This is a genomic window from Pseudovibrio sp. Alg231-02, assembly GCF_900143565.1.
Taxonomy (GTDB): Bacteria; Pseudomonadota; Alphaproteobacteria; order Rhizobiales; family Stappiaceae; genus Pseudovibrio.
Genome location: NZ_FREX01000004.1, coordinates 343,357 through 357,215, shown reverse-complemented (window position 1 = coordinate 357,215; position 13,859 = coordinate 343,357). Strand labels below are relative to the sequence as shown.

Genomic DNA, 13,859 nt, shown 5'->3' with positions numbered 1-13,859 from the left:
TGCTTATCCTTAGCGCTGTAGCGGTTAACTCAGGGGAGAGTTATGAGTAACCAAGCTGTACAACAACTAAAACAAGGTAAGATGCTCTTTGCCAGCACGATGACATTCATTGTTGTCGTGGTTCTGTCAGGCATCCTGTTCCCGGATCAACTGTTTAATGTCGGTGTAAGCACCATGAACTATCTGACCGATAAATTCGGTTGGATCTATATGGCAGGCTCCTTTGCCTATGTCATGGTGATGTTCTTCTTCGCCTTCAGTAAATACGGCAATATCCGCTTCGGAGCGGACGATTCCAGACCAGAGTTCAGCACCTTCTCATGGATTGCGATGCTGTTCTCCGCTGGTATGGGTACAGTAATGCTCTACTGGGGTGTTGCAGAACCAGTTTATCACTACATGAACCCGTTAGAGACAACCGGTATTGCTGCACAAACACCTGCAGCAGCTGAGTTTGCGATGAAGCAGAGCTTCATTCACCAGGGCATTCAGGCCTGGGCTGCATTCTCCGTGGTTGGTCTGATCCTCGGTTATCTGATGTACCGTAAAGGCGAAAGCGGCCTGATCAGTAACATTTTGCTCCCATGGGGCCGTGATAAAGCAAATGGTGGCTGGGGCAAACTGATCAATCTGGTTTGTGTGTTTGGCGCCATCGCAGGTATTTCTACCTCTCTTGGTCAAACTGGCCTGTCCCTGTCCATCAGCTCCTCTTATCTGATTGGCACACCGGATGGCCCTCTGACAAAAATCATTCTTGTGGGTGCCATCACAGTCATCACCATTTTGTGCACCACCACTGGTCTTGAAAAAGGCATCAAGATCCTTTCCGATTACAACGCCTACCTTCTTGTTGGTTTGATTGTACTCGTCGGCGCGCTTGGCCCAACCACCCAGATGATCAATGTTTACTTTGATACAATGGGTAACTACATGAACGACTTCTTTACTGATGCGTTGATGTTGCCAACCTTTGCCGCTGATAAAGAAACCTCGTGGATCGGTGGCTGGCCAATCTACTACTACGCATGGGCAATTGCCTGGGCGCCGTTTGTTGGTCCGTTCATTGCACGTGTCTCCAAAGGCCGTACAGTCCGTGAGTTCATCCTTGGGTCTATGATCCTGCCATGCCTCGGTATCTTCCTCTGGGTTGCGTTCTTCGGCACAATTGGCCTTGAAGCCTCTCCGGAGGCGTTGGAAGCTGCAGCAGCGTCGTCTAAAGCTGCAACCTTCATCGTGCTGGAAGACTTCCCACTCGGTACCGTCATCTCCATTGGTGTTGTGATTGCTCTGTTCACCTGCTTCATCACATCCATGAACAGCTCAACCTTCACACTCAGCTCCATGAGTGAAGATGGTTCCCTGAACCCAAGCAATAAGCAGAAGGTTATGTGGACCATTGCACAGGGTGCTATGGCTTTGACACTGATGCTGGCAACAAAATCTGGTATCGATCTGTTGCAGTCCATCAGTTTGATTTTCGCTCTGCCATTGATGTTTGTGCTCTTCATAGCAATGATCAGTACATTCAAGATGTTCCGTGAAGAATTTGCTGATGAAAAGCAAGCGGAAGAAGGCGTGCCAGCAATCAAATAAGCTGCAGAATAAAAACAAATAAAGCGAAGAGGCAGCCGCTCCAGGGCTGCCTCCTTGTAAGTTTCTTAAAGGAGGTAAGGGAACTTCAATGAGCAAAATCGAAGAACAGGTCATTGCGTGGCGCCAGCACTTGCATCAAATACCGGAATTTGGCTTTGAAGAAGTGAAAACATCCGAGTTCATCGCCCAGAAGCTGGAAGAATTCGGCATTGAAGTTCACCGCAATATCGGTCGCACCGGCTTGGTTGGCGTGCTTAAATGTGGTGATAGCGACCGCACGATTGGCCTGCGTGCAGACATGGACGCCCTCAAAATTACCGAGGAAAATGACTTCGCCTATAAATCCCAAACCGATGGGATGATGCATGCGTGTGGTCATGACGGACACACCACCATGCTGCTTGGTGCTGCCCATGAGCTAGCAACGCATAAGAATTTCGATGGAACAGTCTATTTCATCTTTCAGCCGGGTGAAGAGCACGGCGTCGGCGCAAAAGCAATGATCGAAGATGGCCTGTTTGACCGTTTCAAGATGGATGCCATCTACGCCATGCACAACGTGCCGGGCGTTCCGGAAGGCCATTTTGTAACCAATCCGGGCTCGATCATGGCATCGGAAAGTGGTTTTGAAATCGAGATCCTCGCGACAGGCGGTCATGCTGCAATGCCTCACATGGGCACTGACCCAATCGTGGTTGGCGCGCAGATCATACTGGCCCTGCAAACGGTCACCAGCCGTAACTTGAGTTCAATTCATGAACCTGCCGTGATCTCGGTGACGGAGTTCACCACCAACGGCACAACCAACGTTATTCCATCGTCCGCAACCATCAAAGGCGACACCCGCTGCTTTACTGATGAAGCGTTGGCAAAGATTGAAGCTGCCATCGAAAGAGTGGCTGCTGGTCAGTGTGTTTCAGCCGGCGTTGAATACAAATATAAGTTCACCAACACATTCCTCTCCACGATCAACACGCCAAAGGAAACAGCTGTTGCCGTTCGTGTTGCCAAAGCAATCGCCGGAGAAGAAAACGTAGACGGCGAAGCTCCTCCCTTCACCATCTCAGAGGATTTTTCGTACATGCAACGCAAAGTCCCAAGTTGCTACATTCTCGTCGGCAACGGAAAAGTAGGCGAAAAAGGCGGCACAGCCCTCCACAAACCCTTCTACGACTTCAACGACAACATCCTAATGACCGGCGTCAGCTTCTGGACCGAACTCGTAAAAGACCAACTCCCAGCTAACGCCTAACTATCAGCCACAACCAGTTCCCACCCAACCTCCCTGTTTCCTTCCTCCAGAATGAGAAGCAGGGAGGTTACGGTTTAATTTTTCTATTCCAAAGGACCTGTGCGTGTAGCAATCTATACTCATGAGATGAAATGCAGTTATTACCATGCTCACACATTAATTAAATTCTAAATGAAACTTTCTTCAGTTCCTCTATTTGAATATGGACGGGAAAGTGAGATAGTTTTGTTCACACCAGATATCTTAGGGGACTCGAGATAAATGGTAGTCTCTAGTTTTTGGAGTGCAAAGCCCGCACTTTGGTTCGAGTTTGCATTCGGTAATGAATGTTGTCGGTGGGTTATTCATCATTTTCGGCTCTTGCGTGTAAGGGCAGCGGCTCTTTTGAAGAATTCGGGATCCCAGTCGGTTATGGATGTTTCTTCGACGGATGTTTGTAGGCGCAGTGTTTGGTCGGAGACGAGGGCGGAGAAGCCGGAGCCTGCGAGATCTTCCAGCATAGCAAGTTCCATGAAGGCCTTTTGGCGTGGGGAGCGTTGTGATTTATACTCTCCATTCCATTTTGAGGCTAATCTTGGATTGCCAACAAAGTCTGTGAGACCTTTGCTTTCCTGCTGGTAATCTGCCTGTGCAGGCATGTCTGCGTGCGCAGGCTTTGAGTTTAACCATTCCGCCGTTTCTCCTTCTATGAAGGGGGTGCCATCGTTGAAGGACAGTTCGCGAAGTTCCGGGAGCCGGCCTATGAACTCTTGGGTGCTCTCTGTGATGGCATTAGCGACTTGTATGTGGTCGGCTTTGAGAGCCAATTGAGCTGAAATGAACTGGCCTTCAATCCAAAATGGCATAGAAAACAGCGTTGTTTCTAACTGGTGAATGATTGCTATATCTGCATTGCTTTGTTTGAGCGCATCGCGATATTTGTCGCAGGTATCTATTGATACGGCAGGAATAATAGTTTTGGACTCAGATGTTATCTGAGGTGCACCTGTTATCTCTTGCCAGCATGCATGGCGGCGCAGCTGGTAGATAAAGGGAAGGGATGGATCTTCCTGAAAGATGAGCGTGCATATCTCAGCGGTGGTGCGTTTAAAGGAACGTGCATCCATCGGAGTTGCGGAACCGATACTCCCCGTTTTTGCTCCATCTCCTGATGCAGAGGATCCGGCAGCAGTCTGCGTTTTCTCTTTCTCCGTCTGCTTCTTTTCAAGCTCAAGTCTCTCCTGAAGCACACGAAAATCTTTTACAAGGCCGTGCTCAAGCAAGAGTTCGTTTTTGGTCAGGCGAGCAAGGCTTTCATCCAGTTTTTCAGCTTCTGTGCCGGGCTTGCCGGGTAACGCATCCATGCTGAATAAACCACAAATACGGCGTAGGATGAGATCAAATCTTCGAGTTTCTTTTGGACAGAGGTCTGCTCTTGGCATTATTAAGCAGGCATCAAGGCCTCGGATGCAACTGGTCAAAGCCCCGCGTGTTTTCCGCGTCATTCGGGCAAGCAGCACAGCTTCCAAAACTGCCAGGCTTTTTTGAGTGTTTTGCAGCAGTTGCAGCGCTTCCCGCTCTACCAGACTCCAGTCGATCGAGCCGTGAGAGAGGGTGCCGCGTTTCATCAACTCATCACTGACGGCGTCAAAGTCTGGATGATCTTCAATGTCGTCTTCAAACCTATCTGAAATGGGGGAAAGGACCGCTTTGGCGAGGTCGTCATAGGATGTTACGAAAAGAGAAGACGCAGCCGGAGCTGCCTCTTCTGATTTTGCTTCTGATGCGGTCATAAGAGTTACATCTTTGCTGGTAGGATAAGACCGGACAATGGTTGCTTGCGTGCGAGCGAACTAGCACCTTTGTGAAGCAGTGAATAAGTTGCTTTTTGACCGTCGAAACTAAATTCGATCAGTGCACCATTGCTGTCAAAGCCCTTCGTTGTAGCAAAGTCCAGCAGTCGGAAACCAGACCAAGGCCCTTTGAACGTAACTGTATGCGGACGACCTCTTCCTGCAGGGAAGACTGAAAGGCTGCTCTCTGCCTCATTTGTAAGCACGTTAGGCCAAATCACGCGGATTGGACGCCTTGGCCCATGTGAATAGGAAATGATCTGCCCTTCAATATTCATCACGGCACGACGCAGTTTGGCTGCAAGAGCCACAGGCTGAATATTGTACTCAACGCCAATGAGCCCTTCGGAGTTAAAGTAGCTCCTGCGCAGATCCAGAATGATCTTCAGGTTGTCCTGGAAATCCTTCTCGATGGCTAAGTGGCGGCCATCGATGGTTTTGGGTTCGCCCGTTGCTTCATCAACAAATACAATGAGGTTTTTCTTATAGAATGTCTCGATTTTGCCGCCGGGACCGAAGAAACTCTCAAACTCTTCAAGCGGTATTTCTTGCTCAGCTTGTTTGTTGAATGGATAGAGCTGAGCATAGTTCAGATTATAGTCTGCATAAATCTCTTCATTCCAGCTGCGCTGCAGTTCCTTCTTGGCTTCCTGCAGCAGAACCTTCCAGCTTTGGTCCGCCAATTTTGCGAAGAAGCGGTTCAATGGACTTGGCAGATCAACACCTATACGTTTGAGAGTATAGATCGGGTCCTCTCCCTGCAGGTCAATCCTGGCTTTCGCGCGCGCGAGGGCTACTTCGCCAGAGCGTTCCCCTGCTTGTCGGATGTCTTTGAGGTATTCGTAGAGTGTGTTGAGTGCAGCATCCAGATCTTCCAGGTAGGCTTTTTCGCCTTCCTCTGCTTCAACCAAGCCGTTCAGATTGGAAAATGCCCGACGGACACGCAATCCTTGCTCGCGGTAGATATCGAAGGGAAGGTCAGAGTCCACGGCCTGTTCGGCATTCAGCTCGATAAGCTTGCCTTCATAGATCTCAGTTTCACTTTTGACGCGGTTGATGAGCCGGTTCAGCGGTCGGTCTGGGCCAGTCAGGGTTTCAAGAATATCAACCGCATGATCCAGATTTCTGAAATCAGTAATTTCCAAACGGTTCAGCGCGGTGTTCCAACTGGAGATGTAATTGGTCGCATAGCGGGACACGATCTTGCGACGGAATTCTTTCAGGTCGGCTTGAGAATACTCAACCGTATCGCGCTCATCTGCGACCCATGCATCTTCAACAGCGACGACAGAAAGGCCGTCATTCATTTTTACGAAATAGTCCAGATAAGCGTCTTTTGTGAAAAACTCTTTCACCCCAATCGGCTGATCGTTTCCGCTGCTGCTCCTGGTGCCATCAAAAACAATGTTGTAAGCTGGTCCGATATCATTTCGGAAATTGACTGATGAGGCCAGCTGTCTGTCGCTGACCTGTTCAATATTGCGGTAAAGACGAAGGTCTCTCGGAACTTCTCTTAAGTCTCTTTGGGAGGTTTCCACCAGATCTTTATCAAGTGCGGCTTCTAGCCCTGCAGTCTCAATGGCAAAGACCAGATGATCACGAAGAGCTTTTTGAAGCTTTAGATCACCTTCAAACTGCTCTTGCCACTTCTGTTCCATCCAGGCTTTGACCAGCAGCTCATTTCGTCTCGACGCATCTCCTAGCATGAGATAGACGCGCAAAGCTTCAAGGCGTTCATTGCTGTCTCTACCGGTCTCGTCCTCTCCAAGTTTTGCGATCTCATCTCGCACGAATGCTGCCACTTCCGGGAGAAAGTAGCGTGCGAGCATGTCTACATATGCTTTCTCAACTTCCGGGCCTATTTTGTGCCCCTGATAAAGCTCAAGCTGAGACATAAGCCAGTTTCTGCTGCGGTAGTTGCCAAAAATGTCGCTTGCCGATGTAAGAGCTCCAAGAGAACGAATATAATTTTGCCCGGACGCATTAGAGTTTTGGGCTGGTCCTTGCTGGAGCAGCTCTTCAAAGCTCTCAGTGATATCAACGACCTGATCTGCGCGTGCGCGGTTGCTTTCGTAGCCCATCCAGTAAGCGCTGAAAAAGCCGACATACAACAATGAAGCTGCAAGGCCTGAGCCGATGAGGGCGAAACGCTTCGCGCGTTCAATCTTGATGTTGTCGCCAGCAAGCCCCGCTTCTTTGAAGACCACCTGATCAAACAGGGCAGAAGAGAAGTACTGCTTGGATGGGCCACTGTGAATGGGCAGGATTGGCGGCGCTATTTCGTACTTTTGTGAGGTTGCCTGCAAAACAGGATTTGTTGGGATGGCTTCCTGCCGGGCTGATGAGAAGAAGATGCCACGAATATGAGGGGCGGTTGAAAACTTGTCTTGATGCAGGGCTTTGCCGAGGAAGCCGCCCAAAATTGTACTTAAGCCAGCCATCTCACGGGTGAACAGATAGAGTTGGCGACGTTTGTGTGCTGAACGAATATCTGAGATACGATCGACAGTGGTATGATTGAGGTTTTCCAGCAGTTTGGCAAAAGCTGCATTAAACTCGTCTAACCACTTGTCTTGATCCCGACCACTATGAAGATCAAATGTAAAGCCAAATGGCTTTGCCCTTTCTGCTGTGGGCAGACATCCAATGAACTCATGGAAACCATCGATGAGGTCGAACTTGGTAAGTACGACATGGACGGTGTAGCGCGTGCCCAGCACTTCCGTCATCTCGCTCAGGCGAGCATGAATAAGTGCTGCTTTCGTGTTTCGCTCCTGAGAGGAGAGCGAAATAAGCTCTGATAGATCGAGACATAAGACAACGCCGTTGATAGGTCTGCGTGGTCGGTTGTCACGCAGGAGTTTGAGAAAGCGGCGCCATAAACCTGCGTAATGTGTTTCATGAGTGTCAGATTGCTTTCCGTTTACATGTTCAACAAACTGGCCAGCAACATCAAACAGAACCGCCTCGTCGGTTACCCAACAATCAACGTCTTTTGTCGGTTGCACATGCTTGGCGTCTTCCTGAGAGAAAAGATGTGCAAGTGGAAACTTTAAATTCGATTCAACAATAAGGGATGTCTTGCCCGAACTTGGAGATCCCAAAACCACAAACCAGGGTAGCGCGTAGAGGTTCTTTCCATTTCTGCGAGTACCCTTGCCTGCCCAGTTTCTGCTGATGGTTTGCAGGGCTTGGTTGAAGCCACGCTCGAACTCATTCAGATAGGATAGATCAGGTGTTTTAGGCTTTTCTCTTTTATCTTTATTTTTACTTAAATCAACTTTCTTCTTCTTTATGCTTACATAAATTAAGTTACTGGCACCCCAAATTATGGAAAACACTGCCATTGCAAGGGCGCTGTAGATTAATTTTCTTTCGCTTGAGCCTGCGAAGGAGAACACAAAATCCCTGAAGAAAAATACACTTAAAACGAGTAAAATTAGAAATATCGAGCTTATAAATATATATGATGTAGTTAATTTAATAATCGATAATAGTATAGTTTTGATTATTGAGAGAGCTCTAATTATCATTACGTTTCTCTGGTTTGTATTAATCAGGTCGAATCGCATTTTCGGGCAATATTATCTTTTTTCTCGAAATATTTACTTTGCTAATCAATATTACTAAAGTCTAATAACGGAAGTTTTACTTTTGGGTTGTCGTCTGTTTTTCTTTCCGATAGGCCTAAGGGAAATTTAGAGTCGAATTGACGCTAAAGTTTTCAATTTTCAATTTAAGTACAATCTTAGGTAGTTTCTAAGATGTTTTCAGTTTTGTTAAGAAGAGTGGGGAAGGCTAATGGCTGGCAAGGAAGGTTCTGTTGCACCCAAAGAGCGGATTAACATTCGCTATGTTCCTGCAACTGGTGACCAACAGGAAGAAGTCGAACTGCCGTTGCGTCTTGTCATGTTGGGTGATTACAACGGCAAAGAAGACGATACGCCTCTTGAAGAGCGCGAATTGCTCTCAGTTGATAAGAATACCTTCGCATCGGTGATGAAAGAAGCGGGGCTGGAGCGTGAGCTAACGGTCAAAAATACGCTTGTTGAGGAAGAAGACGCACAGCTTGCGGTCAATCTGAAGTTTGAAGGACTAAAAGACTTCGAGCCAGATTCTATCGTGAAGCAAATTCCTGAGCTTAAAAAGCTAATCGATCTGCGTGAGGCTCTTGTTGCTCTTAAAGGGCCGCTTGGAAATATTCCTGCGTTCCGCAACCGACTAGAGCAGCTGCTACAAGATAAAGAGCAGCGTGAGAAGCTTCTTTCAGAGTTGGATGCAGTGGTTTCGTCTCAGGAAGAGAACAGCTGACACCACGTCATTATCAATAGATTTTATAAACAACTGCGGAGCTCGTTCGTTTTGATCCGCAAGTACATTTCAAAGTAAAAACATGGATGTGATGACATGGTAGATGTATCAGCTTCTACCGGCCAGCCAGATGTTGCCGGTTCGGGGGCCGCGATTTCTCTTCTTGACCAGATCATGGAAGAGACCCGCATTCGCCCTGAAGACGAAGAAAGCTATTCCATAGCGCGTAAAGGCGTCGAAGCGTTTATTTCTGACCTCCTTGCGAGCCAGGAAGTTGACCAGCGGATCAACCGCGTATTGGTTGACCGTATGATTGCAGAACTGGACTTGAAAGTATCAGCGCAGCTTGATGAAGTTCTGCATGATGAAAAATTTCAGGAACTCGAGTCTGCATGGCGCGGTCTGAAACTGCTGGTTGACCGGACAGATTTTCGTGAGAACATCAAGATTGATGTGCTTTCTGTCTCTAAAGACAAGTTGCTGGAAGATTTTGAAACCAGCCCGGAAGTCGTACAATCTGGCCTTTACAAACACGTCTACTCCAGTGGGTATGGCCAGTTTGGTGGCGAGCCTGTAGGCGCAATGATTGCCAACTATGACTTTGGTCCTGGTGCCCGCGATGTAAAGCTGCTTCAGTTTACTGCCTCCGTTGGCGCAATGGCCCATGCTCCGTTTATTGCGGCAGCTGGTCCAAAAATGTTCGACGTTGATGAGTATGTGGATCTGCCTGCGCAGAAAGATCTGTTCTCCATCTATGAAGGACCGCGTTTCCGCAAATGGATGGGCTTCCGTCAGAGTGAAGACTCTCGCTATGTTGGCCTGACATGCCCACGCTTTTTGCTTCGCATGCCATATGATGCGGAAGAAAATCCGGTTGATGCGTTCGTCTATAATGAGAATGTGACAGAAGAGCATGAGAGCTATCTGTGGGGTAACACTTCATTCCTGATGGCAACCCGCCTGACAGAGAGTTTTGCCAAGTATCGTTGGTGTCCAAATATCATTGGTCCGCAATCAGGTGGTGCTGTTCACGACTTGCCGGTACATGTGTTTGAAGCCTTTGGTCAGCTCGAAGAGAAAATTCCAACGGAAGTTCTGGTTACAGATCGCCGTGAATTTGAGCTTGCCGAAGAAGGTTTCATTTCACTGACGATGCGCAAAGGCTCTGACAATGCGGCGTTCTTCTCCGCAAACTCTGCTCAGAAGCCAAAGATCTTCCAGAACACCAAGGAAGGTAAAGAAGCGGAGACCAACTATAAGCTTGGCACTCAGCTTCCTTACATGATGATCGTCAACCGCCTTGCTCACTACATTAAAGTGCTGCAGCGCGAACAGATCGGATCATGGAAAGAGCGTGAAGATCTGGAGCGTGAGCTTAATACCTGGCTCCGGCAGTATGTGGCTGATCAGGAAAACCCACCTCAAGATGTACGTTCACGTCGTCCACTGCGAGCAGCAGAGGTTATCGTCTCTGATGTAGAAGGTGATCCGGGTTGGTACCAGGTGTCTTTGAAAGTGCGTCCGCACTTCAAATACATGGGAGCGAATTTTGAGTTGTCGCTCGTTGGTAAGCTGGACAAGGATAGCTAAGGGCTGCCCATGAGAAAGCGCGATGAACCCGTTGTTTGGGACAGCAGGCTTCGTACAGCGCGTGGCAGCTTGTTCGAGCGTTTGATTGCTGATGAGGAGGAGATCTCTCCTCCTCAGAACATCGATCTGTTGGAAGCAAAAGTAAACTCTATCAAGCGTCATCTAGCCAAGCTGTTGAATGCGAGAGCAGGGGCTTCTGCTGCTACACCAGATTTGGGACTGGTTGATTTCAACTTGTCCAGCGTGGCGACAAACGACCTTACGCAACATATTGCGGCCTCTATCCGCCAATGCATTGAAAAATATGAACCGCGCGTTCAGGTGCGGTCCGTCCATTTCGTTCGTGACCCTGACCGCCCATTAGAACTGCGGTTCAAGGCAACTCTGCTCATGCCAGCCTTAAGCCAGGGGGAGCAGGTGCAAATCGATATTCTTATGAAAGATGGGCATGTCGCTCATATTGTTTAGTCAAGCAGGCAACCAGCTGTGAAAGCTTCATACTTTCAAGACGAATTGACTTATCTGCGAGAGAGCGGTCGGCTTTTTTCCGAACGCAATCCGCGGTTGTCGAAATATTTGTCTGATGCCTCCACGGATCCAGACGTAGAACGGTTGCTGGAGGGCTTTGCGTTTTTAACGTCAAAACTGCGCGAAAAGCTGGATGACGAGCTTCCGGAGCTTACCCATTCACTCGTGCAGCTGCTTATTCCAAATTTCCTACGGGCGTTTCCATCAACCACACTCATGCAGATGGTCCCCGTCGAAAAAGCGATTACAGAGCGTCAGGTATTGCCGTCGGGCTCGCAGATCTTGTCACGCCCAGTGGATGGTATTGTCTGCCCCTTTCAGACAACAGCAGATGTAACGGTCTATCCGCTCGATATTGTCGATCAGGATGTTCAGCGTTCTCGCGAAAGCACTGTTCTGACATTGCAGTTCCAGACATTGTCGGGCCTGCCTCTGTCCCGGTTGAGTTTTAATGACCTACGTCTATGGATTGCTGGCGATGAAGTCGCCGCCCAGATGCTTTATTTGTGGATGGGCCGATACCTGAAAGACGTCACGGTTTGCTTTCGTGCTGATGGAGACAATGAAGACGGTGTTAGCCGTTACAAGCTTCCAGCCTCAGCACTGCAGCCAGGAGGTTTCGGTGGCTCCGAGGCGTTGCTGCCTAATGAAAATTCTGCTTATGAAGGCTACCGGCTCTTGCAGGAATACTTTGTCTTTCCTGCAAAATTCCAATGCTATGACATTGATGGATTAGAGCCCTTTTTCCGCAATCGTGAAGAAACAGATTTCTCATTAGAGTTCACTTTTTCCAGACCTTTGCCACCTGATGTGAAAGTGCGTCCTGGAACATTCCGCCTCTACTGCGTTCCTGCAGTGAATTTGTTCGACTATGATGCTGAGCCGATGAAAATCGATCATAGTCAGATGCGGTATCCAATCCGACCGACAGCAAATGGTCGTGGTGCCATAGACATCTTTTCCATCGATCGGATTATGAGCTGGAGAGCAGCGAAGGATCCAACGAGCGGTTCTCATCTACGCGAGTATCCCTCCTTTGAATCTTTCCATCATGAGGTCGAGCGTGCGGATGGTCTAACTCAGATTTATTATCGTTTGAGACTTCGTGAAGCGTTGGGTAAGCGCGGTATGGAGCATCTGGTTTCATTCGTGCGTCACGATAATGAGCGCGCCATTCCAGAACATGAAGTTCTCTCTGCTGACCTGAAGTGCTTCCATCCCAAACATGCCATGGAGTTGGGTGCAGGTGATGTGCGTGAGCCAACAGGTGAAACGCCGAGCTTCGTGACATTTAAGAACCTGAGCCAGCCCAGTGCACCAGTCTATCCACCGCTGGATGGATCGCTTTACTGGAACCTGATCTCCAACCTTTCTCTTAATTACGTTTCATTGCTTGAAAAAGAAGCTCTGAAGACCGTGATTGCGACCTACGATTTTCAGGCTCGCCTGAACAGGCAGGACGAGCGTGTCAGTAAGCAGCGTATTGATGGCATCATTTCCATCGAGACGAAACCGGTCGACAAGTTATTTCGAGGGCAGGCCGTTCGAGGTTTGAAAACTGTCATGTCTCTCAGCGAAGACGCATTCCAGAGCGAGGGCGAAATGTTCTTGTTCTGCAGCGTGCTCGCAGAATTCTTTTCTCTCTATTCAAGTGTCAATTCGTTCCACGAACTCATCGTAAATGGAACACAAAACAATGAAGTCTATCAATGGCCAGCGAAAATTGGGCGACAACCTCTGATTTAAGAGGCGACCTACAGTTTAATGCTCGCAGCTGGTCATTCTTCCAAGCTGTTGAGCTGATCCAGCGTTGTTATGATGAGCGCAATGAAGTTGGTACGCATCTTTTGCCGAAAGATGAGAAGATCAACTTCAGCGTCATGCATTCGCTTGGCTTTCCGCTGTCTGATATCGCCAGCATTGAAAGACAGGGTGATCACGAGACGAACGTCGAACCGGTCGACTATGTCGATTTTAATATGGAAGTGACGTTTCTCGGCCTGCACGGCTCAAGCTCGCCGTTGCCCTCTTATTATCAAGAGGTCATAGCCAAATATGATGCGCAAGGCTCCTTGATGAAGGGGTTCTTTGACTTCTTCCATAATCGACTGGTCGGCCTCTTACACCGTTCCATGCGCAAGTACCGCTTCTATGTGCGTTATGAGCCAGGTGCGCTGGATCCATTCTCTCAATGGGTGTTCTGCGTTTTTGGATTATCAGATCGGGAGTCGCGGCAAAAATCACCCATCAACTGGGCACGCTTGCTTACGTTCGCAGGCGTTCTGGCGTCTCGCAATCGTTCACCTGCTGCGATCGCAAGTGTCGTGTCTCACGCCTTTTTTCATAAAGAAGTGGAAGTGGAGGAATGGGTTCAACGAAGAGTGGACATTCCCGAAGGGCAACGCTCTGAGCTGGGCCAGCACAACATGTTGCTGGGTGAAGACACCATTATTGGAGATAGCGTTTCTGATATCTCCAGCAAATTCAACATCTTCATTAAGAATTTGAGCTTTGAGCGTTTTCAGGACTTCCTCCCTCATGGACGAGACTACAAGGCCTTGCGAGATCTGGTGGAATTCATGCTGCGTGATCAACATGCCTACGACATCAAGTTGGAACTGGCGGAAAACCAAGCTTCACCGGTCATGCTTACCGACGAATATGAAGGACGACTGGGTTGGTCAACCTTTCTTGACAAGGGTGATGGACGCTCGCGCGAAGTCCTGATCTCTGCGCGGTTGTAGGAGGGTGGT

Annotated in this window: 9 protein-coding genes; 7 read left to right on the top strand and 2 right to left on the bottom strand. The window is 48.6% G+C overall.

The annotated features are described in order from the left end of the window. The first annotated feature begins 42 nt into the window (after positions 1-42). Entirely contained in the window at positions 43-1,593 is a 1,551-nt protein-coding gene (locus DHN43_RS13905; protein ID WP_208995410.1) for a BCCT family transporter, read from the top strand. A gap of 88 nt (positions 1,594-1,681) precedes the next feature. After that, complete coding sequence (locus tag DHN43_RS13900; protein WP_108818978.1) at positions 1,682-2,845, top strand: M20 aminoacylase family protein; 1,164 nt, start codon at positions 1,682-1,684, stop codon at positions 2,843-2,845. Between the two features lie 347 nt (positions 2,846-3,192). Here the strand turns inward: DHN43_RS13900 and DHN43_RS13895 are convergent, their stop codons facing one another. Continuing rightward, positions 3,193-4,617: a TssA family type VI secretion system protein gene (locus tag DHN43_RS13895; RefSeq protein ID WP_108818977.1), complete on the bottom strand. Its 1,425-nt coding sequence runs from the start codon at positions 4,615-4,617 to the stop codon at positions 3,193-3,195. A gap of 5 nt (positions 4,618-4,622) precedes the next feature. Next, positions 4,623-8,210 carry a type VI secretion system membrane subunit TssM gene (tssM, locus tag DHN43_RS13890; protein WP_256387179.1) on the bottom strand — a complete coding sequence of 1,196 codons (3,588 nt, stop codon included), beginning with the start codon at positions 8,208-8,210 and terminating at the stop codon, positions 4,623-4,625. 268 nt (positions 8,211-8,478) lie between these two features. Here tssM and tssB point away from each other — a divergent pair, with 268 nt between their 5' ends. The 5 genes from tssB to tssG all read left to right on the top strand — a co-directional run bounded on the left by tssB (position 8,479) and on the right by tssG (position 13,850). Continuing rightward, positions 8,479-8,988, top strand: a complete 510-nt coding sequence (tssB, locus tag DHN43_RS13885) for a type VI secretion system contractile sheath small subunit (RefSeq protein ID WP_057462095.1) — start codon at positions 8,479-8,481, stop codon at positions 8,986-8,988. Positions 8,989-9,084: 96 nt separating this feature from the next. Further along, positions 9,085-10,578, top strand: a complete 1,494-nt coding sequence (gene tssC, locus DHN43_RS13880) for a type VI secretion system contractile sheath large subunit (protein WP_063289815.1) — start codon at positions 9,085-9,087, stop codon at positions 10,576-10,578. A 9-nt stretch (positions 10,579-10,587) separates the two neighbouring features. Next, the gene (gene tssE, locus DHN43_RS13875; RefSeq protein ID WP_208980636.1) at positions 10,588-11,046 is read left to right on the top strand and encodes a type VI secretion system baseplate subunit TssE; all 459 of its coding nucleotides are present in this window, start codon (positions 10,588-10,590) and stop codon (positions 11,044-11,046) included. 18 nt (positions 11,047-11,064) lie between these two features. Further along, the gene (tssF, locus tag DHN43_RS13870; RefSeq protein WP_057462093.1) at positions 11,065-12,852 is read left to right on the top strand and encodes a type VI secretion system baseplate subunit TssF; all 1,788 of its coding nucleotides are present in this window, start codon (positions 11,065-11,067) and stop codon (positions 12,850-12,852) included. Further along, positions 12,816-13,850 (top strand): type VI secretion system baseplate subunit TssG, encoded by a 1,035-nt coding sequence (gene tssG / locus DHN43_RS13865; protein ID WP_108818976.1) that lies wholly within the window; start codon positions 12,816-12,818, stop codon positions 13,848-13,850. The genes tssF and tssG overlap by 37 nt, the downstream gene beginning before the upstream one ends. Positions 13,851-13,859: the final 9 nt, after the last annotated feature.

Excerpts from the sequence above, each read along its gene's own strand:
- DHN43_RS13905 (WP_208995410.1), top strand. The coding sequence starts at position 43 with ATGAGTAACCAAGCTGTACAACAACTAAAACAAGGTAAGATGCTCTTT.
- DHN43_RS13900 (WP_108818978.1), top strand. The coding sequence starts at position 1,682 with ATGAGCAAAATCGAAGAACAGGTCATTGCGTGGCGCCAGCACTTGCAT.
- DHN43_RS13895 (WP_108818977.1), bottom strand. The coding sequence starts at position 4,617 with ATGACCGCATCAGAAGCAAAATCAGAAGAGGCAGCTCCGGCTGCGTCT.
- tssM (WP_256387179.1), bottom strand. The coding sequence starts at position 8,210 with ATGATAATTAGAGCTCTCTCAATAATCAAAACTATACTATTATCGATT.
- tssB (WP_057462095.1), top strand. The coding sequence starts at position 8,479 with ATGGCTGGCAAGGAAGGTTCTGTTGCACCCAAAGAGCGGATTAACATT.
- tssC (WP_063289815.1), top strand. The coding sequence starts at position 9,085 with ATGGTAGATGTATCAGCTTCTACCGGCCAGCCAGATGTTGCCGGTTCG.
- tssE (WP_208980636.1), top strand. The coding sequence starts at position 10,588 with ATGAGAAAGCGCGATGAACCCGTTGTTTGGGACAGCAGGCTTCGTACA.
- tssG (WP_108818976.1), top strand. The coding sequence starts at position 12,816 with ATGGCCAGCGAAAATTGGGCGACAACCTCTGATTTAAGAGGCGACCTA.